The organism is Mycobacterium sp. NGS24 (genome assembly GCF_059813065.1).
The window spans coordinates 55,162-79,408 of sequence record NZ_JCALDW010000023.1; the positions used below are offsets into that span (position 1 = coordinate 55,162).

Here is a 24,247-nt window from a genome sequence, read left to right on the forward strand (position 1 = left end):
CGCTCAACTCTAACTTAATGTCTGCCGGGCCGTCACGGGACCCGTCTTGGGGAGCCGATGCTCCACAAATGAGTTTGCGAAATGCCCTTCCCAAAAACGGTTCGCTGCGTAACGTGTCCGTCGATTCCTGCCTACCTGTCCGCGGAAGTACCTGGTGTTGGAGGGTTTTTCACGATGTCAATCATGGTCAATGCGGACGTTTTGTCCTGGGCGGCGACGGATCTCGCCGGCATCGAAAGTTCGCTGCGCGCGGCCACCGGGTTGGCGGCGGCGCCGACAACCGCGGTGGCGGCGGCCGGACTGGATGAGGTGTCGGCTGCGGTCGCCGCGCTGTTCGGCACCCTCGGGCGCGAATATCAGGAGTTGAGCGCGCAGGCGTCGTTGTTCCACAGCCAGTTCTGCCACACGCTGACCACCGCGGCCGGCGCTTATATGGGGGCCGAGGCCGCAAATGTGTCGCCGCTGCAGGCAGCCCTGAATGCGATCAACGCGCCTGCCCAGCAGTTACTGAACCGGCCGCTGATCGGCAACGGCGCCTGGGGTACTGCGACCAGCCCCGACGGCGGCCCGGGAGGGTTGTTGTGGGGCAACGGCGGCAACGGTTACTCGCAGACCACCGCGGGTCTGCCCGGGGGCGCCGGCGGTGCCGCGGGCCTGATCGGCAACGGCGGTAGCGGTGGCGCCGGCGGCGCGGGCGCATCCGGTGGGCAGGGCGGTAGCGGCGGCTGGCTGTACGGCGGCGGCGGGGCCGGTGGAGCCGGCGGCATCGGGGCGGGCGGGGTGGCCGCCGGCGCCGGCGGGGCGGGCGGTCGCGCCTGGTTCATCGGACCCGGCGGCGTCGGCGGGGCGGGCGGCGAGGGCCAGGCCGGTACCCCGGGTATCTCCGGGTCAACTGCCGGCTCGGGCACGGCGGGCGGGACGGGTGGCAACGGCGGCGCAGGCGGCGCCGGCGGCATGTTGGTCGGGGCTGGCGGGGCCGGCGGGGCAGGAGGCGCCGGCGGCGTCGGCGGCGCCGGTGGCGACGGTGCGGCCGGTGCCAACCAGCTCACCCCTGGCCTCGACGGTGGCACCGGCGGCGACAGCGGCAACGGTGCCTCCGGCGGGAAAGGTGGCGACGGCGGTGCCGGCGGTGCCGGCGGGCTGATCGGTGGCGACGGGATCCAGGGAGCTGGCGGCCGGGGCGGTAATGGCGGTGATGCCGGCACGGCCGGTCGCGGTGGCACGGGCGGCGAGGGCACATGGGCGTATAACAACGGCGTCGGGGGCGCCGGTGGACAGGGTGGCAATACCGGCACGGCCGGCACGGGCGGCGCGGGCGGCGCAGGGTCCCAGCCCGGCGCGCAAGGCCTCAACGGGCAGATTCCCACCGACAGCGGCAGCGGTGGCACCGGCGGCAAGGGTGCCGATGCCACCGCGATAGGCGGGACGGGAGCCGCAGGCGGGCGGGGCGGCAACGGGGGTAACTACGGCACCGGCGGCACCGGCGGCACCGGCGGCGCCGGTGCGCAGGGCGGTCCGGGCGCCGACGGGTCTGCTCCGGGTCAGTCCGGTACCACCGGCGCTACCGGCGGTCTCGGTGGCCGCGGTGGACAAGGCGGTGATGGCGGTGCCCTGGGCGGCAGCGGCGGCAAGGGTGGTGACGGCGGCACCGGCGGCACCGGTGGTACCGGGGGCGCGGGCATGACTGGCGCGAACGCCACCGGTGCAGGTGAGACCGGCAAGACCGGTGGCAATGGCGGAAGTGGCGGCTTTGGCGGTCAAGGTGGTGACGGCGGCGACGGCGGCAGCGACGCGCACGGCAACGTCGCCGTGGCGGGCAGAGGCGGCGGTGGCGGCGTCGGCGGACAGGGCGGTACCGCCGGCGACGGCGGCAAGGGCGGTGACGGCAGCTGGACGACCAACGCCGGCGTCGGCGGCACCGGTGGACAGGGCGGCGACACCGGGGACGGCGGTGCCGGCGGCTTGGGCGGCAACGGGTCCGCCACCGGTGCACAGGGCCTCAGCGGGCAGTCTCCCACCAGCACCGGCAATGGTGGAACCGGCGGCAAGGGTGCCGATGCCACCGTCGCCGGAGCGTCCGGCGCAGCCGGCGGCCGCGGCGGTGACGGCGGTAATCACGGCAACGGCGGCACCGGCGGCGTCGGTGGCGACGGCGCCCAGGGCGGCACCGGTCCGGCCGCGACGAAGGCTGACGGCAGCGACGCCACCGGCTACCAGGGCGGCCAGGGTGGCCAGGGCGGCCAGGGCGGAGCGGCCGGCGCCGGTGCTACCAACGGCAACGGCGGACGCGGTGGCAACGGTGGACAGGGCGGCCAGGGCGGCATCGGAATCACCGGCAACAACAGCGCCGGTGGCACCGGCGGCACCGGCGGCACCGGTGGGCAGGCCGGTGACGGTGGTCTGGCCGGCACCGGCGCCGGTTCGGCCGGCGTCCAAGGTGCGGCGGGCACCGGAGGCGCCGGGGGTGTGGGTGGCACCGGCGGCAAGGGCGACGTCGGGCACCACGCCACACTCGCCAACGGCAGCGACGCCACCGGCTACCAGGGTGGCCAGGGTGGCCAGGGCGGCGATGGCGGAGCGGCCGGCACCGGCGGCACTAACGGCAACGGCGGCCAGGGCGGCAAGGGCGGCGACGGCGGTCAGGGTGGCACCGGAATCACCGGCACCAGCAGCGCCGCCGCAGGCGACGGCGGCAGCGGCGGCACCGGCGGGGCGGCCGGCGGCGGCGGCCTCGCCGGGCAAGGGGTCGGCAGCGCAGGCGTTAGCGGTAACGCCGGCACCGGCGGCAACGGCGGGACAGGAGGCACCGGCGGCACCGGACACTCCGGCGCGAACGCAACCGACCCCGGGGGCGCCGGTGGCTCCGGGTCCACCGGCGGGTCGGGTGGTAATGGCGGCACCGGGGGCGCCGCGGGCATCGGTGGCACCAACGGCAACGGGGGCAACGGAGGCCGAGGCGGCTCCGGCGGCACCGGCGGTACCGGCGGCGACGGCGCCCAGGGGATCAGCCCGACCGGTGGTGGCTCCCTCGGCCAAGGTGGGCTGGGCGGCAGCGGTGGTCAGGGCGGCAACGGCGGACAGGGTGGCAGCGCCGGAGCGGGTGCCGGCGCATCAGGCAACACCGGTGTCGGTGGCACCGCCGGCACCGGCGGCACCGGCGGTCACGGCGGCCAAGGCGCCGCTGCTACCAGCATCGATGGCCCTGGCACCGGTGGCACCGGTGGTAGTGGAGGCAACGCCGGCACCGCCGGAGCTGGTTCGAGCACGGGCAACGCCGGCACCGGAGGAACCGGCGGTCAGGGCGGCCAAGGTGGCACCGGCCACAAGGGCAACAACGGCATAGCGGCGGGTTCCACAGGTGGTTCCGGCGACGAGGGTGGAATGGGTGGCAAAGGCGGTACCGGAGGCGCGGCCGGCACCGGCGGGACGAACGGCGATGGCGGCCGGGGCGGTCAAGGCGGCACCGGCGGTTCCGGCGGTACCGGCGGCGACGGCGCGCACGGCACCATACCGGCCGGCGGCGGCAACAGCGGCCAGGGCGGCCTCGGTGGTGAAGGTGGCACCGGCGGCACCGGCGGGCAAGGCGGCAACGCGGGTTCTGGTGCCGGGACAGCGGGCAATTCCGGCAACGGCGGCACGGCAGGAACCGGCGGAACCGGCGGAACTGGCGGCGAAGGCGCAGCAGCCACCAGCACCACGAGTGCCGGTAAGGGCGGCACCGGCGGAACCGGCGGCAAAGCCGGCGCCGCAGGCACCAATGCCGGCGCGGACAGCGCGGGGGCCGGCGGCACCGGAGGCATGGGTGGTCAGGGCGGCGATGGCGCCAAAGGCGTCAACGCCACCGGCCCCGGCGCCACCGGTGGCACCGGCACCGGTGGCGGCGATGGCGGCCAGGGCGGCCGGGGTGGCGCGGCCGGTGTCGGCGGCGCCAACGGTGACGGCGGTCAAGGCGGCCAGGGTGGTCAAGGCGGTGACGGTGGCACTGGCGGTGCTGGCGCACAAGGAATTGAACCGGTCGGCGGCGGCACCAGTGGCCAGGGGGGCCAAGGCGGTGACGGTGGCACCGGCGGTGCGGGCGGCGTGGGCGGCAAGGCCGGTTCCGGCGCCGGCGCTGCGGGCGATGGGGGTGTCGGCGGTACCGCCGGCACCGGTGGCACCGGAGGCCTCGGTGGCCGAGGCGCCAACGTCACCGGTGCTGAGGGCCCCGGTACCGGTGGAACTGGTGGAACCGGTGGTGCCGCGGGCAAGGCCGGCGCCGGCGGAGAGGCAGTCGCGGGCGGATCCAACGGCCACGGCGGCCACGGCGGCCAGGGCGGTACCGGCGGCAGAGGCGGGAACGGCGGCACCGGTACGCAAGGGACCACGCCTACCGGTGGCGGACTCAACGGTCAGGGTGGCCAGGGCGGCGCAGGTGGTACCGGCGGCCAGGGCAGCCAGGGCGGCGAGGCGGGTACCGGTGCCGGCACAGTTGGCAACGGCGGCACCGGCGGCACCGGCGGCAGCGGCGGCCAGGGCGGCAACGGCGGCAACGGCGCCACCGCCACGCTGACCGAGGGACCCGGCACCGGCGGCACCGGTGGCGTCGGTGGCAACGCTGGACAGGCCGGCGCGGGCGGCACGGCGACCATCGGCGGCGCCAACGGCGACGGCGGCCACGGCGGCCAGGGCGGGCAAGGTGGCGCCGGCGGCCTGGGCGGCACCGGCTTGCAAGGCAGCAGCCCCGTTGGAGGTACCGACGCCCAAGGCGGAGTCGGCGGAGCGGGTGGCACCGGCGGCCAAGGCAGCCAGGGTGGCGTGGCCGGTACCGGCGCTGGTTCCGTGGGTGATGGCGGCGACGGCGGCACCGGGGGCACCGGCGGCACCGGTGGGCTCGGCGGACGGGGTGCCAACGGCACCGCCACCCAGGGCCCCGGCACCGGCGGCACCGGCGGCGTTGGTGGCTCCGCTGGACAGGCCGGCGCGGGCGGCGCGGCGACCATCGGCGGCGCCAACGGCGACGGTGGCCACGGCGGCCAGGGTGGCACCGGCGGCCAGGGCGGCCAAGGTGGCAACGGCGCCCAGGGCGCCGCACCCGCCGGCGGAACCGTTGCTCAGGGCGGCACCGGCGGCCGGGGTGGTGCCGGTGGCACGGGCAGCGAAGGCGGCATCGCCGGCGCCGGCGCCGGCGGAGTGGGCGGCGGCGGCACCGGTGGCACGGCGGGCACCGGTGGCGCAGGCGGTCTCGGTGGCACGGGTGCCGCCGGCACGGCCACCCAGGGCGCCGGCACCGGCGGTGACGGAGGCACCGGAGGCGCCGCCGGATTGGCTGGTACCGGTGGCCAGGCAGAAATCGGCGGTTCCAACGGCGACGGCGGCCTGGGCGGCACCGGTGGTCAGGGCGGCCAAGGCGGCACCGGTGGTGCTGGCGTGCAAGGCGCTGCACCGATCGGCGGCACCAATGGTCAGGGCGGAATGGGCGGCCGAGGCGGCAACGGGGGCCAGGGTGGCACCGGCGGCCTGGCCGGTGTCGGTGCCGGCACCGTCGGCGACGGCGGTGACGGAGGCGCCGGCGGACAGGGCGGCACCGGTGGCACGGGCGGCCGAGGCGCGGCCGGTGATGGGACCAACGGGCCCGGCACCGGGGGGACCGGTGGCCACGGCGGTAACGCCGGCCTGGCCGGAAACGGCGGCAACGCGGGCATCGGCGGGACCAACGGCGACGGTGGCCAGGGCGCCCAGGGCGGCACCGGCGGCACCGGCGGCGCAGGCGGCCTAGGGACGCAAGGCGCCACTCCGGTCGGCGGCGGCGACAGCGGTCAGGGCGGCCAAGGTGGCCAGGCTGGCAATGGTGGCCAGGGCAATTCCGGCGGTCAGGCCGGCACCGGTGCCGGAGCAGCGGGCAGCAACGGTACCGGCGGCACTGCGGGCACTGGCGGCACCGGTGGCATCGGCGGCCAGGGTGCATCCGGCAGCAGCGGCCTGCTGCCCGGTACCGGAGGAACGGGCGGCAACGGCGGGGCGGCCGGCACCGCCGCGGCCGGGGGCAACGCCGGCGCGGGAGGTACCGGGGGCCAGGGTGGTCAGGGTGGCACCGGTGCCGCCGGCATCGATGCCACCCAGCCCGGCGGCACTGGCGGCAAGGGCAGCACCGGCGGCATGGGCGGCAAGGGTGGCAACGGCGGCACCGCGGGTGTCGGCGGCACCAACGGCGACGGCGGCCAGGGCGGCCAAGGCGGTCAGGGCGGCCCGGGCGGGCAGGGCGGTCCCGGTGCGCAGGGCATCACACCCATCGCAGCCGGCCAGGGCGGTACGGGTGGCGACGGCGGGCAGGGCGGTACCGGCGGCAAAACCGGGACCGGTGCCGGCGCAGCGGGCCACAACGGCGTCGGCGGCACTGCCGGCACCGGTGGAACAGGCGGAAATGGTGGCACCGGCGCCGCAGCAACCAGCACCCAGGGTCCGGGCACCGGTGGCACCGGTGGCACGGGCGGCAAAGCCGGCACCCCAGGCGTGGGCGGGGGTGCTGCCGGCACTGCCGGAACCGGCGGCGCCGGTGGAACCGGAGGCGACAGCAACTACGGTCCGGGCGGCACGGGCGGCACCGGCGGCGCCGGTGGCCAGGGCAGCACGACCGTCACCGGCGGCAAAGGCGGCGCCGGCGGAACGGGTGGCAATTCCACCATCAACCTCAACATCAGCAAAGCGGATGCGTCCGGTGGTACCGGTGGCAACGGCGGCCGGGGTGGAGACGGTTACATCGGTGGCGCCGGGGGGAACGGCGGCCAAGGTGGGACCGGCGGGTCGAGCCACACCCGCGCAGCCGGCGGGAACGGCGGCAACGGCGGAGCCGGCGGCGACGGCATCGTCGCCGGAGGTGCCGGTGGCACCGGCGGATCGGGTAACTCCGCCGGCGTCGCGAGTGTTCCGTTCAGCGGCATGCCGATCCCCGGTCAGTCCCCCGGCGGTAACGGCGGCGACGGCGGAACCGGCGGCAACGCCGTCAAGGGCCGGGGTGGCGACGGTGGCCGCGGCGGTTTCGGCTGGTTCGCCGGCGCCGACAGCGATGGCGGTGACGGGGGCAACGGGGGCAACGGCGGAGCCGGTGCCGGCCCCGGCGGAGCCGGCGGTAACGGTGGCACCGGTGGATTCGGAGGTGAAGGCAGCGCGTTCTATAACACCTTCGGAGGCGAGGGGGGCGACGGTGGCAACGGCGGCCCCGGCCAGGGCGGGAAGGGTGGCGAGGGCCAGTCCGGAACGATTCCGACCGGGGTTGGCGGTGGGACCGGTGGGGCCGGAGGCGTAGGTGGGCCGGCATAGCACCCGGTGATATCGGGTCGACGCGGCGCCAGACCTCCCGCGACTGGTGAGCGCGCTCGGCGACAGAGTGGACCGCTAGGTACCTAGAATCGGTTCCCGTGGGCCTTGACGACCGGGAATCGTTACAGGTGTTGCGGGACGCGTTCAAGCCCGGCGACACCGATGTCGTCCACCGCTTCTACACCCACTGGTTCGCCCTGGACCCCGGCGTCCGCGACCTGTTTCCCCCCGATATGGCGAGCCAGCGCGCTGCTTTCGCGCACGCGATGCACTGGCTCTACGGCGAACTGATCGCCCAGCGCGCCGACGAGCCGGTGGCCTTCCTGGCCCAATTGGGCCGCGACCATCGCAAGTACGGGGTGCTGCCGGCCCACTACGCGACGCTGCGACGCGCGCTGCATGCGACCTTGCGCAGCCACCTGGACGGCGGATGGACCGACGCGATCGCCGAGGCCGCCGATCAGTCGCTCAACCTGTTTGCCGGAGTGATGAGTGGGGCCGCGGACTCCGAGGACGCTCCTGCCTGGTGGGACGGAACAGTCATCGAACACACCCGGGTGTCGCGCGATCTCGCGGTCGTGCGGCTGCACTTGGACCGACCGCTGCAGCACCACCCCGGGCAGTACGTCAACGTGCAGATACCGCAGTGCCCGCGCCGCTGGCGATACCTGTCCCCCGCCATACCCGCCGATCCCGACGGTGGGGTCGAGTTCCACGTCCGCGTGGTGCCGGGCGGCCTGGTCAGCAACGCCGTCGTCACCGAAACCCGGGCCGGCGACCGGTGGCGGTTGTCGAGCCCGCACGGCGGCCTGCACGTCGACCGCGGCGGCGACGACGTGCTGATGGTCGCCGGCTCCACCGGGCTGGCCCCGCTGCGCGCACTGATCATGGACCTGTGCCGGTTCGCCGAGAATCCGCGGGTGCACCTGTTCTTCGGCGCCCGCTACCCGTGCGAGCTCTACGACCTGCGGACGTTATGGCAGATGGCCGCACACAACCCGTGGTTGTCGGTATCGCCGGTGTCGGAATACAACCGGGACCCGCCGTGGGCGGCCGACTACCCGGACCCGTCGCCGCCACGCGGACTGCATGTCCGTCAGACCGGACGACTGCCCGACGTCGTCGCCAGGTACGGCAGCTGGGGTGACCGGCAGATCCTGATCTGCGGCGGACCCGGCATGGTTGCCGCCACCCGGGCGGCGCTGATCGCCAAAGGCGCGCCGCCCGACCGCATTCAGCACGATCCGTTGTCGCGCTAGACCCTGAGCCTGATGCGTCAACGGCGCGAGCGCGGCTGCCAGACCACCAGCGCCGTGCTCTTGGGCACCACCGCGACCTCGCGGCGCTGGTTGGCACGTAACGCCGCCACCTCTTCGGCCAATTCCTTCAGCCGGGACTGCAGGGCATCGACCTGGTTGGTCAGCTCGATGATGCGTTTGATGCCGGCGAGGTTGACGCCTTCGTCCTGGGACAGTCGCTGCACCTCGCGTAGCAGGTCCACGTCGTGCTCGGAATAGCGGCGCCCGCCGCCGGGAGTGCGCTGCGGGCTGACCAGCCCGAGCCGGTCGTAGGTGCGTAGCGTCTGCGCATGCATACCGGCCAGCTCGGCGGCCACCGAGATCAGAAACGTCCGCGCTTCCTCGCCCTTCTTGGCCGCCATCAGCGATTACCTGCCCAACCTGCCCTCGGATCGAATCCGCTGGCCCGCTCGGCGGCCGCGTAGGCTTCCAGCGCCTCTTGGGCGGCGCCTTCCAGGTTCGGCGGCACCGCCACCTTGACGGTGACGAGCAGGTCGCCGCTACCGCCACTGCGCTTGGGCACGCCGCGTCCGCGCACCCGCAAGATGCGTCCGTCGGCGGTGCCCTTGGGCACCCGGACACCGACCTTGCCGTCCAGCGTCGGCACCGAAAGCGTCGAGCCCAAAGCCAACTCGGTGAAGCTGACCGGCACTGTCACGGTGAGGTCGTCACCGTCGCGGCCGAAGACTTTGTCGGGCCGCACGTGCACGGTGACGTAGAGGTCCCCGGACGGCGCGCCGCGCAGCCCGGCCTCGCCCTGGCCGGCCAGCCTGATCCGCTGACCGTCCTCGACGCCCGGCGGGATCCGCACATTGATGGTGCGGGTGCGGGTGGTGACGCCGGTGCCTTTGCACTCCTCACAGGGGTGCTCGATGATCGAGCCGCTGCCCCGGCACTCGGTGCAGGGTTCGGAGAAGCCGAACGCGCCCTGATTGCGGTTGATCACGCCGGCGCCGTTGCAGTTCGGACACACCTTGGGGCTGGTGCCGGGCCGTGCGCCACTGCCGTGGCAGTTGGTGCACGGTGCCGGGCTGGTCAGCCGCAACGGCATCGCGACGCCCTGGGCGGCCTCGACGAAATCCAGTTCCGTCTCGGTTTCCAGGTCGTTCCCGCGCCGGGGCCGGCTGGGCCGCGGCGAGCTGCCGCCGCGGCCGAACAGGCCACCGAACAGGTCGCCGATGTTGGCGCCGCCGGACCGGCCGGCGGCGTCGAACAGGTCGTTCAGGTTGAACTCGGCACCGTCACCGCCGCCGAACCCGCCGAACCCGCCCGTGTCGAAGCGACGGCCGCCGAAGCCGCCGCCGCCGGCGAACAGCCGGCGGGTCTCGTCGTATTCCTTGCGCTTGGCCTCGTCGGACAGGACGCTGTAGGCCTCCGAAACCGCCTTGAACCGTTCGGCTCCGGCCGGGTTCTTGTCCGGATGCAGGTCCGAGGCCAACTTGCGGTATGCGGTCTTGATCTCTTTGGCGTCGGCATCGGAGGCAACGCCCAACTCCTTGTAGAAGTCCTTCTCGACCCATTCACGCTGAGCCACTTCGCGTCACCTCCTTACCTTGTCTTCATTTCCGATGTTCCTGATTCTGTGCCCTACTGCGCCTGAGTGCCGGGGTTATCCGCCGTGTCGGCCGGCTCGGATTCCAGAATGCTGGCAAATGGATCCGACTCCGCCGCGGCGGTCTCGTCGACGACGGTGTCGACCACACCGACCATCGCGTGCCGCAGCACCTGATCGCCGAGCTGGTAGCCCTGCCGCATCACGGTGCCGATCACCGGCCTGGAATTCGGCCCACCGTCGCCCTCGTGCTGCACCGCTTCGTGCAGGGCAGGGTCGAAATCCTCGCCCTCGGCGCCGAATTCGGTGAGCCCGAGCCCGGTCAGCACATTCGTCAGCTTGTCCGCGACCGACTTCATCGGCCCCGATTCCAGGTCGCCGTGCTTGCGCGCCCGGTCCAGGTCGTCGAGCACGCCCAGCAGTTGACTGACGACGTTGGCCTTGGCCCGATCGGCCGCGGCCTGCTGGTCGCGCAGTGCCCGCTTGCGGTAGTTGGCGAAATCGGCCTGCACGCGCTGCAGGTCAGCGGTCAGCTCGGCCACCTTGGTGGAGGACTCGGCCGGGCCGGACCCTCCTGGCGCCGAAGCGCCAGGAGGAACGTCGCGTACCTCGCCCGTCTCGGGATCGATCCGGCGCTTGTCGGTGACGGTCACCGGCTCCGGCTGGTTGTCGTGAGTTCCGGTCACTTGGACTCCCGGTCGTCGTCGACCACCTCCGCGTCCACCACGTCGTCGGGCCCGCCGGCCTGATCGAAGCCGCCGCCGGGTTGCCCGCCGCCGGCCGCGCCGCCCTCCGCCTGGGCGGCCTCGTAGATGGCCTGACCCAGCGCCTGGGACTCCTGGCCCAGTTTCTCCATCGCCGACTTGATCGCGGAGATGTCGTCGCCGGCCAGCGCCGACTTCGCGTCGCCGACCGCGGCTTCCACCTTGCTCAGCGTGTCCTGGGGCACCTTCGAGCCACCTTCGGCCTCGCGTTGTTCTTTGACGAACTTCTCCGTCTGGTAGACCAGCGTCTCGGCCTGGTTGCGCACGTCGGCTTCCTCGCGACGCTTGCGGTCTTCGTCCGCATGCGCCTCAGCGTCCTTGATCATCCGGTCGATCTCTTCCTTCGAGATGCCGGACCCCTCCTGGATGCGGATGGTGTTCTCCTTGCCGGTGCCCTTGTCCTTGGCCGTGACGTGCACGATGCCGTTGGCGTCGATGTCGAAGGTGACCTCGATCTGCGGGACACCACGCGGGGCGGGTGCGATCCCGGTCAGCTCGAAGCTGCCGAGCAGCTTGTTGTGCGACGCGATCTCCCGCTCCCCCTGGAAAACCTGGATCTGCACCGACGGCTGGTTGTCGTCGGCCGTGGTGAAGGTTTCCGAGCGCTTCGTCGGGATCGTGGTGTTGCGTTCGATCAGCTTGGTCATCACGCCGCCCTTGGTCTCGATACCCAGGCTCAGCGGTGTGACGTCAAGCAGCAGAACGTCTTTGACCTCGCCCCGGAGGACGCCCGCCTGCAAAGCGGCGCCCACGGCGACAACCTCGTCGGGGTTGACGCCCTTGTTGGGCTCCTTGCCGCCGGTCATCTCCTTGACCAGGTCGGTGACCGCGGGCATACGGGTCGAGCCACCGACCAGAACCACGTGGTCGATGTCGCCCACCGAGATGCCGGCGTCGGCGATAACCGACTGGAACGGCTTGCGGGTGCGGTCCAGCAGATCCTGAGTGATGCGCTGGAACTCGGCCCGGGTGAGCTGCTCGTCGAGGAACAGCGGGTTCTTGTCCGCGTCGACGGTGATGTAGGGCAGGTTGATCGAGGTGCTCTGGCTCGAGCTGAGTTCGATCTTGGCCTTCTCGGCGGCTTCACGCAGCCGTTGCATGGCCATCTTGTCCTTGGTCAGGTCGATGCCGCTGGTGCCCTTGAACTTCTCCACCAGCCAGTCGACGACGCGCTGGTCCCAGTCGTCGCCGCCGAGGTGGTTGTCACCGCTGGTGGCACGCACCTCGACAACGCCCTCGCCGATCTCGAGCAATGACACGTCGAAGGTGCCGCCGCCGAGGTCGAAGACCAGGATGGTCTGTTCTTTCTCGCCTTTGTCCAGGCCGTAGGCCAGCGCGGCCGCGGTCGGCTCGTTGACGATGCGCAGCACGTTGAGGCCGGCGATCTGGCCGGCGTCCTTGGTCGCCTGACGCTGGGCGTCGTTGAAGTAGGCGGGAACGGTGATCACCGCGTCGGCGATGTCCTCACCGAGGTAGGCCTCAGCGTCCCTCTTCAGCTTCTGCAGCACCCGGGCGCTGATCTCCGGCGCGGTGTACTGCTTGCCATCGATGTCGACCGACCAGTCCGTGCCCATGTGGCGCTTCACTGATCGGATGGTGCGGTCGACGTTAGTGACCGCCTGATTCTTGGCGGGCTGGCCGACCAACACTTCGCCGTTGCGCGCGAACGCGACGACGGACGGCGTCGTCCGCGAGCCCTCGGAGTTTGCGACGACGACGGGGTCGCCACCCTCCAGAACTGCGACGACGGAGTTGGTGGTCCCGAGGTCGATGCCGACCGCACGAGCCATAGTGATTTCCTCCTGAATGTGTAGAGCTTCGTTGTTGCACTATGCTGAGTGAACCCCGCTCAAGACTGCTCCGTCCGACACCTTGCTGTCAACTCGGACTTGAGTCTAGTTCACTCAACTTGTCGATCATGCTAACGGCAGACTGCCGAACTTTGTTCCCGGGGCGGCGCCGGATACGCCGTATGCAGTCGCTATGAAAACGCAGAATTCGCGAAATAAATTGCGTGTCGGCTCTTATATTTGTGGCGGGGCAAGTACAGAACGGGGAGTGGGTGTCTAGCAGCATGGCGCCGAGTGAGCAAGTACGTAGGAGCGGCCTGTCGGCGCAGGGCAGGATGCTGGCCTACAGCGCGGTGCTGGCGCTGATCGCCGGCTGGGTGAACGCGGTGGCGATCCTGACCTTGGCCGTTCCGGTCGGCAACCTCACCGGTGTCACCACCCAGATCGGCATGGACACCGCCCACCCGTGGCGTTACGAAAGCCACGTGCTCGGCGCGATTCTGCTGGGCTTTCTGCTGGGAGCGGCCGTCGCCGGCACGCTGCTGTCATCGAATCGGCAGCCGCTGGCCCGTCGGCACGCGGCGGTATTGACCATCGAGGCCATCCTGCTGCTGGCAGCCGCCGCCGGCGTCACCGCGGACAAGAACGAGATCGCGCTGCTCGGCATCGAAGAGACCGCGGTGCAGGGGCTCTTCGCTGCGGCGGCGCTCGGCATGCAAAACGGGCTGACGTCCAGCTTCCGCGGGATGGCGGTCCGCACCACCCACTTCACCGGCACCGTCACCGACCTCGGGTTAATGCTGGGCCGCAGCCGCGAGCACGGATTCGACAAGTGGAAGGCGGCGATTCTTGCCACCACGCTGCTGATGTTCATCAGCGGCGCGGTCGCCGGCCTGTTCGCGGGCGCGAAGTTCGACGGCTACGCACTGGCGGTTCCCGCAGTGATCTGCCTGACCATGGGTGTCGTGAACGTCGCAGTGAGCCGTGCGCCACGCGAGGTCCCGGCGGCTGAAGTGATCGCCGTCTGAATCTCTCCCGAGTCCGGTCGGGTGAATTGCGGCAGCCGGGTTGACACGGCACGCTCACGTCGTGCTGGTGAGATAGCCTGACTTCCAATTCTCGCAAGACTTCGCGGTAGCTACGGCGATAAGGAACCGGATGACACCGTCCGCTAATGCGCTGGAGCGCGAAGACGAGGGGTATCACAAGGCGCTCAAGAAGCGTCAGATTCAGATGATCGCCCTGGGCGGCGCAATCGGGACGGGACTGTTCCTCGGCGCCGGCGGCCGACTCGCCTCTGCAGGCCCGGGCCTGTTCATCGTCTTCGGAATCTGCGGTGTTTTCGTCTTCCTCATCCTGCGCGCCCTCGGGGAACTGGTGCTCTACCGGCCGTCGTCGGGTTCGTTCGTGTCCTACGCGCGCGAGTTCTTCGGTGAGAAGGTGGCGTACGCCGCCGGCTGGATGTACTTCCTGAACTGGGCGATGACCGGCATCGTGGACACCACCGCGATCGCGCAATACTGCCGCTACTGGCACATGTTCCAGGTCATCCCGCAATGGCTGTTGGCGTTGATCGCACTGATCGCGGTGCTGTCGATGAACCTGATCTCGGTCAAGCTCTTCGGGGAGCTGGAATTCTGGGCCGCGCTGATCAAGGTGCTGGCGCTGGTGACGTTTCTCATCGTCGGCACGGTCTTCCTTGCCGGCCGGTTCAAGGTCGACGGCCACGACACCGGCTGGTCGCTGTGGAGTGACCACGGCGGGCTGCTGCCGACCGGCCTGCTGCCGCTGGTACTGGTCACCTCGGGAGTGGTATTCGCCTATGCCGCAATCGAACTGGTCGGCATCGCGGCCGGGGAGACCGAGGATCCGGAGAAGATCATGCCGCGCGCGATCAACTCGGTGGTGTTCCGGATCGCTGTCTTCTACATCGGATCGACCGTCCTGCTGGCGCTGCTGCTGCCCTACACCGAATACAAGGACGGCGAAAGCCCCTTCGTGACGTTCTTCAACAAGCTCGGTATCTCCTGGGGCGACGACCTGATGAACCTGGTGGTGCTCACCGCTGCGCTGTCCAGCCTGAATGCCGGTCTCTACTCCACCGGCCGGATCCTGCGGTCGATGGCGATCAACGGCAGCGGTCCCAAGTTCACCGGTGTGATGTCGAAGAACGGGGTGCCGTTCGGCGGCATTCTGTTGACCGCCGGAATCGGGTTGTTCGGAATCGGATTGAACGCGGTCACACCGAAGCACGCGTTCGAGATCGTGCTGCACATCGCCGCCACCGGCGTGATCGTGGCGTGGGCGACGATCGTGGCCTGCCAGTTGCGCTTTCACAAGCTGACGCAGGCCGGTGAGCACGAACGGCCGAAGTTCCGCATGCCGCTCTCGCCGTACACCGGGTGGGTCACCCTGGCGTTCCTGGCGGGTGTGCTGGTGCTGATGATGTTCGACAAGGAATACGGCAAGTGGATGATCGCGGCCATGCTGCTCGGCATTCCCGCGCTGGTCGGCGGCTGGTTCCTGGTGCGAAACCGGGTGCGGGCCGCCGCCGATGCCCGCTCGGTGCACGAGCCACCCCCGGGCTGAGCACCATGTAGCGGTAACGCTTTGCCTACGGCGTCGTTCCAACCGCGCGTCGCCGCAGCAACTTGCGTACGCACGCCCTTACTCTGACTTCCTGATATCTGAGATTGCAGGGAGTAGCGCGTGCGGTTATTGCCGAAGGCACGGTTAGGCCTGCTGGCCGTTGCCGTGCTCGTCGCCGGATGCAGCACCACGATTGACGGCAGGCCGATCGCCGCCCCGGGCGGTCATGGGCCGGCCGAACCGACTTTTCCCACGCCCCGGCCCTCGGTTCCCCCGCCGCTGGCGCCGACCTCCTCCCCCGTCGCGCTCCCACCCACCAACCCCGGGACCACCAGTAGCCCCGCGCCGGGCGCCATCCCGCTCAAGGCCGACGACAACGGCTATGTCTTCATCGAGACAAAATCGGGCATCACCCGCTGCCAGATCAATAAGGAGAGCGTCGGCTGCGAGGCGCCGTTCACCAATTCGCCGATCCAGGAAGGTGAGCACGCCAACGGGGTGCACATCACCGCCGCCGGCAACGTGCAGTGGATCCTGGGCAATCTCGGCGCCATCCCCACCGTCACCATCGACTACAAGACCTACGACGCGCAGGGCTGGACGATCGTCGCCACCAAGGACGGCACGCGTTTCGAGAACAACGGCACCCGGCACGGAATGTTCGTCAGCATCGACAAGGTCAGCACGTTCTGACCGGCCGCCGACCTATACCATCGACTCGTGGCAAACAACGGCCCACCTGACGACTTCAACGAACAGCCGACCCAGTACGGGGGGTTCGGCGGCCATCCGCCGCAGGGCCCGCCCGCCGGCAGGCCGCCGCAGGGCGGGCCCTATCAAGGTCCGACTCAGCAGGGCCCACCTCCCGGGGTGCCGCAACAGCACCAGCCCACCGTCCAGGGCCCGCCGCCCGGCAACCCGTCGCAGAATCAGCCCACGGTTCAAGGTCCCCCGCCCTCCGGTCCGCAGTATCAGCCGACCGTCCAGGGCCCGCCGCCCGGCGGCGCCCAGTACCCGCCGGGTGATCCGTCGCTGATGCACCAGCCGACCGTGGAGGGCAGACCGCCACTGGGCCCCGAGTCGCAATACCCGCCCGGCGACCCGTCGCTGATGTACCAGCCGACGGTGGAGGGGTCCCCGCCCGACCAGTTCGCACCGCTGGACTCCGACGACCCCGATGCCGACGCACGGCCCTGGTACCGCAAACCCGTGACGCTCGCCCTGTGGGCGGCGTTGGTGCTGATCCTGCTCGCCCTGATCGCCTACGGCGTCAGCCAACTGTTCGGCAGCGGCACCAGCCCAGCTCCCGCACCGAGCACCTCCTCAACGACCAGCACCACGACAACCACCACCAGTGAGTCCACTAGCACGACGACCACCACTACCGAGTCGTCCAGCGAAGAGCCGAGCGAGCCGAGTAGCCCGGCACCCGCACCGCCGAACAACCCGCCTCGCAGTCAGCCGCCCCAACAGCCGACACAGCAACCGACCCATCGCGGCCCGCATCTGCCGCAACTGCCGCCGCTGCCGCCGACAATCACGATTCCGGGCGGACCCACGATCACGGTGCCGAAGCTGCCCTGAGTCAGGTCACCGATCGGCAACGGGCCCGCGTGGCTGTGCTCTGGGCAAGGCTCTGACAACTAGCATCGGCAGCCGTGACCAGGTACGACCCGCCGGATTACGGCGCCAACGACCCGACCGTTCACGGCAATTACGGCTATGGCGCCACCGGCGTCCCGGCGTACGGCCAGGGTCCGGAACCCGAGCCCACTCCCGGCTGGCGTAAGCCTCTCGCCCTGGTGGGCTGGGGTGTGCTGATCGCGGTGCTGTTGGGGCTCATCATCTACGGCATCGTGTTGCTGGCCCAGGGCCGCCCGAGTCCGGCTTCGGTCACCACCACCACCACTCCGACGACGACGACGACGACGAGCACGACGGCTACGTCAACGTCCCCCACGACGACCACCACCACGACGACGACCACGACCACGACCACCACGACGACGACGACGACCGAGACGACCACTTCCACGACGCCGACCACCACGTCCGCCTCGCCTACCACGACGCCGGCCGAATCCCCGAGATCCGGTGTCCTGCCGCGGTTGCCGTCGCAGATCACGCTGCCGTCGATACCCACTGTCATCAATTTGCCGCCGGGCCTGTGACCCGTCTCCGTCGGATCCGGGGCGGCTATGGTGGGGAACGGCCGTCGACCGTCAGCGAAACAACGGACACAGGGGTGGGGACATGAGCGAGCCGCTCGGCTTGTCGATCGGGGTGGCCAACCTGGTCGCGGCACGCTCGGGTAGCGCCCCGGTCGCCCGCACACCGGTACTGACGCTGTTCGACAACCGGCAATCCGAAGTCGGCCTGCCCGACGAGAACCCGAACCTCACCGAGTCCGGCCTGGTACTGCGGGGTTTTGTCGAGCGGGTCGGTGACCCGTCGCCGCTGGTCGCTGCCGACGGCACCAAATACCTCGGCCAGGCACTGACCATCGAGGCGCTCGAGGCGATGGCCCGCACCGTCGGCTACGGGACCCCGATCACCGTCGCCGTCCCTGCGTACTGGTCGCAGAACCAGGTCGCCGCGCTGCGTCAGGAACTGTTCGCCCAACCGGACCTCGCCGCCAAAGGCGGGACGCCGACGCTGGTCTCTGATGCCACCGCGGCGCTGGCGGCGCTGGCCACTCAGCCCGGGTTCCCCGCCGGCGGCGTCATAGCCGTGTGCGATTTCGGCGCCGGCGGTACCAGCATCACGTTGGCTAACGCCGGGGGAAACTTCGACCAGATCGGCAGTACGGTCCGGTACAGCGAACTTTCCGGTGACGAGATCGACCAGCTCATCCTGAACCACTTGCTGACCGTCGCACCCGGAGCCGACACCACCAACCTCTCCGTCACGGCGACCTCGATGGGGTCGGTGACGCGGATGCTCGGCAGCTGCCGGACCGCCAAGGAACAACTCTCCGCGACAACAGTGGCCAGCATCGCGACCGGCAACCCCGGAGGGGCTCAGCACCTTTCCCGCAGCGATCTGGAACAACTCCTCACCGCACCGCTGGACCGCTTCGTCGGCACGGTTCGAGAAGTACTGCAGCGCAACGGAATTGGTCAGCTCTCTGCGGTGGCGGCGGTCGGCGGCGGCGCCAACATCCCGCTGATCGCGACACGTCTGTCCGAAGGACTGCGAGTACCTGTCCTCACCCCGCCGCAGCCGCTGTTCAGTGCGGCGGTCGGGGCAGCCACTCTGGGCACCTCAGCGGGAGCGGCCACGGGCATCGGTCCCGCCGTGGACATGCCGACCGGCATCGTCGGTGCCGCTGCGGCCGCCGGCGCCGCCGGTGCCGCCACGATGGCGTCGCCTACCGCGCCCACGACCGAACCCACCGGAGCGGTGCCCACCGAGGCGTTTCCCGAGGACGCCCGCAACGAGACCGACCGCGCCCTGGCGTGGTCGGAAGACAGTGGCACCGGGATGGAACCGGTCCCCTACTCCGGTCCCGCCGACTACACCAGTCCTGGTGAGCCGGTGCTTGCGCCCGGGTACACCGGTCCCCCGCAGGAGCCCGACGTCGACGAAGCCGAGCTCCCGCCCTGGTACCGGCGTCCGGCAATCTTGTTGAGCCTGTTCGGTGCGGCCGCGGCGATACTGCTCGCCGTCGTGCTGGCGCTCACCGTCGGCGACACGAGCACCAAGCCGGTCGTCACCATCACCTCGCAGCCGCCGCCGTTCACCACCAGCACCACCGGTTCGGACGGCCTGCCCACTGAGACGGTGGTGACGCCGCCCCCGACCGTGGTGACCACGGCTACGGAGACCACGACCACCACGGCGCCCACCACCACCTCGTCCAGCACGTCGACGACGACCACGACATCGACGACCACCACGACGACATCGCCGTCCACCAGCACGACCACCGCGCCGACCACGACGCGGCCCACCACCAGCAACCCGCCGACCACCTCGGCACCCCAGCCCACCACGCAGGCCCCCACCAGCAGCGCGGCACCGGTCCCTCCGACCACCGCGGCACCGGTCCCGCCGACCAGCGCGGCGCCCGGCGGCTGAGCGGTCAGCGGCGTGCGGAGAATTCCGCGAGCATCGCCTCGGCGCTGCGCACCGCCGCACGGCACGCCCTGGTGGTGAACGGATCGTTGAGCGGATGCTCGGCGCGCCGGCGCCAGTATTGCGCCGCGGCGAACGCCTCCCGCTGAGCCACGTGCGGGTTGGCCGCGTACTCCTGCGGGTCCACCCCCAGTCGGCTCGCCGGGTCGGTGCCAGAGCCGCCGATCATCCGGCGCAGCGCAGCGATGTCATCTTCTTTCAAAGTCGTTGTGCGCGAGGGCAATAGACTCAACAACCGAAGTTCTTCGAACGCGTGGGTGTCGGCCAGCAGCGGATCGATGTCGGCGATGACGTACGGCGTGGCCATGACCGGATGCGTCTCGACGAACCTGCGCAGCGACACCAGAGCGGTATGCGCCTTGAGCATGTCCGAACGCTGCGCGAACTGCTGATCGATCACCCTGCGCAGCGCCACCAGCCCGCTGCGCTCCAGCAGTTCAGCGGCCAGTGCGGCCGCGCTGGTGACTCCGGCGGCCAGCACCGCGATCGAGATCCGGATGCCGAACATCCCGAACCGTTCCAGCAGTTGCGCACGGATGGCGGCGTCGATCGGCAACGGACTGTCCGGCCGCACGAATCGGTCGACGCTGAGCAGCGCCCTGTTGAGTTCGGTGGCATCGGACCCGGCCAGTTTCGACAACGCGACGAACTCGCCCTGCCGCAAGGTGCGCGCCGTCATCGCCAGCAACCCGGACACCGGGACCACCGCCTGGCAGATGCCGGTCTGAGTCATCTCGCTGGTGAACCGTTTGGCCACGTCGTTGGCCGACAGCATCGCGTCGATGCGACCAGCACCGATCTCGTCGGCCCGCGACGCCACCCCGATGATGCCCAATGCGCCCGCCGACCCCCCGACCAGCCCGCCGATCTGCTTGAGCAGCGCGATGTCGGCCGCGTTGAGGGTGCGCAGCAAGAAGACCACCGCATCCACCCGGGGCACACCGTCGTCGGGGACCAACAGCCGCAGCGTGCGCTCGGAGGCCTCCCGGGTCAACGACGATGTTCCCGGCGTATCGATGATGGTGGCCTGCGTCAGTTCCTCGGCGGGCCACTCGACGTGCAGGTCCACCACATCGACGGGGTCCAGCCGGCGCAGGTCGAAGCTCAGCCCGTCGCGGTGCGTGATCGGCACGTTGCTGCGCCGTCCGCCACGGTGGTTGGCGGTGACTTTCGGAGTGGGGCCGTGCCGGAACCACGTCACGATCCTGGTGGCCTCCGTCGCGTCCGTCGGCGCGATGTCGTCGCCCACCAGGGCGTTGACCAACGTCGATTTGCCGGCTTTGAGCGTGCCGGCCAGCGCAATTCGGATGGGCTCGTTGAGGCGCGCCCCGATGCGTTCCAGTTCGTAGAAGACATCGGGACGCTGGCGGTAGGCCGGTTCGCCCCGGTAGGCCTGAATAGTTCCGCCCAGAATCGCGCGGACCCGGTCGCTGGTGCTCACGGTTTCCCGAGACTCACCGGTGCTTGCAACTTGTTCAAGTTGTCGGTGATCTGGTCGAGGATGTTCAGCTGGCGTTCCAGCTCGCGGACCCGGGTGTCGCGTTCGACATCCTCGAGGTGCGCCGCGGTGACCGTGGCCTGCAGCGATTCGTTGAGCGAGCGGGTGAGCTCGATCGCGATGCCACGGTAGTGATCGCGCAGCGTGCGGTGGATCGTCTTGAGCCGGTCACGCGACTCCTTGCCCACCACGAAAGAAACCTCGTCGACGAACCGACGCACATTGGCTTTGGCTTCGGCCCGGGCCCGTAACAACCGACTCTGTTTCTCCTCTTTGTAGGCCATTCGACCCAGCAGCAGCCCTGCGCCCACCGACACCGGGTTGAACAGCCCCAGACCCGCCACCGAGGACAACATGCCGATCATCACCACGCCACCGTAGGAGCCCCGCAGTCCGGACAGCGCCTTCTGACCCTTGCCCTGCGGCTTGGCTTCCAGCTCCGCCAGCGCCTTGAGTTCACCGAAGTGTCCGCCCATCAACCGCGAGGTGAGCTCGGGCGACATGACCGAGTTGAGGCCAGCGTCGGAGAACGATCGGGCGACGTCGAGCGCCAACACCTCGGCGCGCTGGTAGGCCCAGACGAAGTTGTCCCCGACCGCGGTGGCGATTGCATCCTCGGCGTCGGCACCGATCTCGGCCCAGTGCAGTGTCGGGTCCGTCGCATCGATCTGACGCTCGATGTCGTCGGTGACGGCGCGAAACCTGGAGCGCAGGTCGTGATCCACGTCGTTGCTCAGATCGGTGAACCCATCGTTGAGTACCTGCTGCCACAGTGCGGTCTGCTCGAGCGCGTCCTGGGCTTCCTTCTTTCGCCTGGCCAGGTCGTCGGCAAGGCGTTCGCGCAGCGCCGGGTCGTTCACCGAGGACAGTTCCGATCCGGCTGTGATCGTCAATTGCTCTGCCGCCGAGCGGATTTCACCTAGCACCTCGTCGCGCACCCGGTCGGTCTCGCGGGTGAGCACCTTCTCGCTCAGAAATTTGATGATCGCCGGGAAGTTGGATTCGTCGTTGAGTTCCTTGTCGTTGAGGCTCACGGCGTGACTGCGCAGCAGCGACGACACCGGGATGATCGGCATCGGGACCCGCGCGCGCTGCAGGTGGTTGGCATTGGTGTTGACGACCTGCCGCCAGTACGGATACAGGTCGGTCTTGGTGGCCACGACCACGCCGACCGGACAGATCTGCGACGCTTTGCGCAGGAACCACATTTCGGGTGCGGTGAACTCCTGGCTGGTATCGCTGACCATCAGGATCGCGTCGGCATCGGGCAACAAGCCGAGCGTGGCCGACAGGTGTGGTTGTCCGTGGCCCCCGACGCCGGGACTGTCGATGAACGACAACCCGCCCTGCAGCAACGGGCTGGGTGCCCCGATCTCGAGCCGCATCACTTCCCGTCCGCCGACCTGGGGCGCTTGGCGCACATCGGTGTTGACATCGTCAACCGGAATGTCGACGGCGGCGGTTTCACCGTTGGGACCGGCCTTGACGACAAGTCGCGCTGATGGTTGAGCCGCATAACTCACGCTTGTGATCACGACGGTGGCCTCGTCGTCACCGACCCGTGCCACCGGCAGATTCAGCAACGAATTGAGGAGTTGGCTTTTGCCCTGTTTGAGCTGACCGGCGATCACCACACGGATTCGCGGGTCGCTGATCCGCTCGCGCGCCCGTCGCAGGCGCTGCACCATGTCACTGCGCCCGTGCAGCTCGGCGATCGCGACGGTGTGGTCGATCAGTTCGACGATCACGCTGACCCGACGCGGGTCATCAGCTTGCGTCACCGCGCCGCCCCACTTTCTTGATCGCGTGCTTTCCGATCACGTTATGCGGACAAACCGGCGGGGACCATGAAGGTCCCCGCCGGTTGTCTGTCAGGTCGCCGAATCAGAACCCGTGGTGTTCAGCCGGACCGTGCGATTGCGGCTCGGTGTGCGCCGGCGGCGTGTGCCCGGCCGGCTCGTGGCCGAACACCGACGGGCTCTGCGGCTCGTGGTGGGTCGGCTGCTGGACCGGCTCGTGCTGCTGCGGCGCGGGCGTCGGAGCGTGCTCGGCCGGTGCCGGGTGCGCCGGGGTCGGCGTCTCGGTCTGCGGCGTCGGGGTGTGCGGGGCCGGCGCGTTGATCACCGGCGGATGAGCACCGCCCGGCGTGGTCTCGTGACCCGTCGACCCACCTGGCGTCTGGATGACGGGGCCGTGGCCGCCCGGTGTCGTGCTGCCCGCACCGCCGGTGCCGGCACCGCCGGTTTGGATGACCGGGCCCTGACCTGCGGGGACCGTCGATCCGTGTTCACTCGGGCCGACGCCACCCGCACCTGCGCCAGCTCCACCGGCAGCGCCGGCACCCGCTCCAGCTCCAGCGCCGGCACCAGCTCCAGCTCCAGCTCCTGCGCCACCGGCGGCTCCGGCGCCCGCTCCGGCACCGCCGCCGAGCACGGTTCCTTCCTGACCGAGGATGTCGCCGTGTCCGCCTGCCGCGGGCCCGCCGTGGGTGCCTGGGTTCGTCGCGACGCCGCCGGGTCCGGTGGCACCGCCGGCCACTGCGCCGCCCGCTCCGGTCGCTGCGGCACCGCCAGGCCCCGCCTGGACGCCGGCACCTGCGCCGGCCGCACCGGTTGCAGCGGCCGGTTGCGGGTTCGGGTGGCCACTGAGGGGGGCATTTCCGCCGCCGCCGATACCGAGTCCGGCGCTACCGGCAGCACCGGCCTGACCCCCGACGCCGACACCGCCCAACGGTCCCCCGACGTGGGCAGTACCAGCACCATTCAGCGCTGCGCCTTCGCTGGCGATCAACGCGGGTTGGCTTGCCGCGGCCTGACCGGCGAGAGCCGCCTGGCTGGTAACGCCCGCCTGCCCGGCGAGTCCGGCCTGGCTGGCGATGCCCGCCTGGCTGGCTACACCGGCTTGACCAGCGACGCCCGCCTGGCTGGCGAGGCCGGCTTGCCCGGCAAGACCAGCTTGGCTGGCGAGGCCGGCTTGACCGGCAAGACCAGCTTGACCGGCAAGGCCGGCTTGCCCGGCAAGACCAGCTTGACCGGCAAGGCCGGCTTGCCCGGCGAGACCAGCTTGACCGGCAAGGCCGGCTTGCCCGGCGAGACCAGCTTGACCGGCAAGGCCGGCTTGCCCGGCGAGACCGGCGTGCCCTGCGGCGCTGGCAGCAGCTTGGCCGCCGATACCGGCAGCGGCCTGACCACCAACAACACCACCGACAGCGCCACCGGCCTGAGCACCGGCACCTATGCCACCGCCAAGACCCCCACCGATGGCACCACCAGCCTGCCCACCAACACCGACAGCGCCACCCACCTGGCCACCAGCACCAACGG

General features: G+C 70.6%; 16 protein-coding genes. 8 read left to right on the forward strand and 8 right to left on the reverse strand.

Annotation, left to right across the window (positions count from 1 at the left end):
* Positions 1–174 precede the first annotated feature (174 nt).
* Together AC5Y6Y_RS22820 and AC5Y6Y_RS22825 are read left to right on the forward strand one after the other, a co-directional pair.
* The gene (locus AC5Y6Y_RS22820; protein WP_499930460.1) at positions 175–7,296 is read left to right on the forward strand and encodes a PE family protein; all 7,122 of its coding nucleotides are present in this window, start codon (positions 175–177) and stop codon (positions 7,294–7,296) included.
* Positions 7,297–7,394: 98 nt separating this feature from the next.
* The gene (locus AC5Y6Y_RS22825) at positions 7,395–8,555 is read left to right on the forward strand and encodes an FAD-binding oxidoreductase (protein WP_473139486.1); all 1,161 of its coding nucleotides are present in this window, start codon (positions 7,395–7,397) and stop codon (positions 8,553–8,555) included.
* A gap of 17 nt (positions 8,556–8,572) precedes the next feature.
* On the opposite strand, the gene AC5Y6Y_RS22830 is transcribed toward AC5Y6Y_RS22825, so the two are convergent.
* Genes AC5Y6Y_RS22830 through dnaK form a run of 4 tightly spaced genes read right to left on the reverse strand, consistent with a single transcriptional unit; the run spans position 8,573 to position 12,700 of the window.
* A complete protein-coding gene (locus tag AC5Y6Y_RS22830; protein WP_463825504.1) occupies positions 8,573–8,956 on the reverse strand; it encodes a heat shock protein transcriptional repressor HspR in 384 nt (127 codons plus the stop codon).
* Positions 8,956–10,128, reverse strand: a complete 1,173-nt coding sequence (dnaJ, locus tag AC5Y6Y_RS22835) for a molecular chaperone DnaJ (RefSeq protein WP_463825503.1) — start codon at positions 10,126–10,128, stop codon at positions 8,956–8,958. Before dnaJ ends, AC5Y6Y_RS22830 begins: the two co-directional genes overlap by 1 nt.
* A 53-nt stretch (positions 10,129–10,181) precedes the next feature.
* Complete coding sequence (gene grpE, locus AC5Y6Y_RS22840; protein ID WP_473139487.1) at positions 10,182–10,832, reverse strand: nucleotide exchange factor GrpE; 651 nt, start codon at positions 10,830–10,832, stop codon at positions 10,182–10,184.
* Positions 10,829–12,700 carry a molecular chaperone DnaK gene (dnaK, locus tag AC5Y6Y_RS22845; protein WP_473139488.1) on the reverse strand — a complete coding sequence of 624 codons (1,872 nt, stop codon included), beginning with the start codon at positions 12,698–12,700 and terminating at the stop codon, positions 10,829–10,831. The genes grpE and dnaK overlap by 4 nt, the downstream gene beginning before the upstream one ends.
* Before the next feature lie 335 nt (positions 12,701–13,035).
* Between dnaK and AC5Y6Y_RS22850 the strand changes: the two genes are divergently transcribed.
* The 4 genes from AC5Y6Y_RS22850 (at position 13,036) to AC5Y6Y_RS22865 (ending at position 16,873) form a co-directional block, all read left to right on the forward strand.
* Entirely contained in the window at positions 13,036–13,728 is a 693-nt protein-coding gene (locus tag AC5Y6Y_RS22850; RefSeq protein ID WP_473139489.1) for a YoaK family protein, read from the forward strand.
* 130 nt (positions 13,729–13,858) lie between these two features.
* Positions 13,859–15,289 carry an amino acid permease gene (locus AC5Y6Y_RS22855; RefSeq protein ID WP_473139490.1) on the forward strand — a complete coding sequence of 477 codons (1,431 nt, stop codon included), beginning with the start codon at positions 13,859–13,861 and terminating at the stop codon, positions 15,287–15,289.
* Positions 15,290–15,409: 120 nt separating this feature from the next.
* The gene (locus tag AC5Y6Y_RS22860; protein WP_463825498.1) at positions 15,410–15,982 is read left to right on the forward strand and encodes a hypothetical protein; all 573 of its coding nucleotides are present in this window, start codon (positions 15,410–15,412) and stop codon (positions 15,980–15,982) included.
* Positions 15,983–16,009: 27 nt separating this feature from the next.
* Positions 16,010–16,873 (forward strand): hypothetical protein, encoded by an 864-nt coding sequence (locus tag AC5Y6Y_RS22865; protein ID WP_473139491.1) that lies wholly within the window; start codon positions 16,010–16,012, stop codon positions 16,871–16,873.
* Between the two features lie 262 nt (positions 16,874–17,135).
* On the opposite strand, the gene AC5Y6Y_RS22870 is transcribed toward AC5Y6Y_RS22865, so the two are convergent.
* Entirely contained in the window at positions 17,136–17,438 is a 303-nt protein-coding gene (locus tag AC5Y6Y_RS22870) for a hypothetical protein (protein ID WP_473139492.1), read from the reverse strand.
* Positions 17,439–17,542: 104 nt separating this feature from the next.
* On the opposite strand from AC5Y6Y_RS22870, the gene AC5Y6Y_RS22875 reads away from it, so the two are divergent.
* Positions 17,543–19,369, forward strand: a complete 1,827-nt coding sequence (locus AC5Y6Y_RS22875) for an Hsp70 family protein (protein WP_473139493.1) — start codon at positions 17,543–17,545, stop codon at positions 19,367–19,369.
* Positions 19,370–19,373: 4 nt separating this feature from the next.
* On the opposite strand, the gene iniC is transcribed toward AC5Y6Y_RS22875, so the two are convergent.
* The 3 genes from iniC to AC5Y6Y_RS22890 form a co-directional block, all read right to left on the reverse strand.
* Complete coding sequence (gene iniC, locus AC5Y6Y_RS22880) at positions 19,374–20,867, reverse strand: isoniazid-induced dynamin-like GTPase IniC (RefSeq protein WP_463825494.1); 1,494 nt, start codon at positions 20,865–20,867, stop codon at positions 19,374–19,376.
* Complete coding sequence (locus AC5Y6Y_RS22885; protein WP_473139494.1) at positions 20,864–22,705, reverse strand: dynamin family protein; 1,842 nt, start codon at positions 22,703–22,705, stop codon at positions 20,864–20,866. The genes iniC and AC5Y6Y_RS22885 overlap by 4 nt, the downstream gene beginning before the upstream one ends.
* 103 nt (positions 22,706–22,808) lie before the next feature.
* On the reverse strand, positions 22,809–23,048 hold the full coding sequence (locus AC5Y6Y_RS22890) for a hypothetical protein (RefSeq protein ID WP_473139495.1): 240 nt from the start codon (positions 23,046–23,048) through the stop codon (positions 22,809–22,811).
* A gap of 30 nt (positions 23,049–23,078) precedes the next feature.
* Here AC5Y6Y_RS22890 and AC5Y6Y_RS22895 point away from each other — a divergent pair.
* Positions 23,079–24,247: collagen-like domain-containing protein (locus AC5Y6Y_RS22895; protein WP_499930464.1), on the forward strand; the 1,169-nt coding region annotated here is incomplete at its 3' end.

Excerpts from the sequence above, each read along its gene's own strand:
- AC5Y6Y_RS22820 (WP_499930460.1), top strand. The coding sequence starts at position 175 with ATGTCAATCATGGTCAATGCGGACGTTTTGTCCTGGGCGGCGACGGAT.
- AC5Y6Y_RS22855 (WP_473139490.1), top strand. The coding sequence starts at position 13,859 with ATGACACCGTCCGCTAATGCGCTGGAGCGCGAAGACGAGGGGTATCAC.
- AC5Y6Y_RS22850 (WP_473139489.1), top strand. The coding sequence starts at position 13,036 with ATGCTGGCCTACAGCGCGGTGCTGGCGCTGATCGCCGGCTGGGTGAAC.
- AC5Y6Y_RS22875 (WP_473139493.1), top strand. The coding sequence starts at position 17,543 with ATGAGCGAGCCGCTCGGCTTGTCGATCGGGGTGGCCAACCTGGTCGCG.
- dnaK (WP_473139488.1), bottom strand. The coding sequence starts at position 12,700 with ATGGCTCGTGCGGTCGGCATCGACCTCGGGACCACCAACTCCGTCGTC.
- AC5Y6Y_RS22870 (WP_473139492.1), bottom strand. The coding sequence starts at position 17,438 with ATGACAGTGGGTATCGACGGCAGCGTGATCTGCGACGGCAACCGCGGC.
- AC5Y6Y_RS22830 (WP_463825504.1), bottom strand. The coding sequence starts at position 8,956 with ATGGCGGCCAAGAAGGGCGAGGAAGCGCGGACGTTTCTGATCTCGGTG.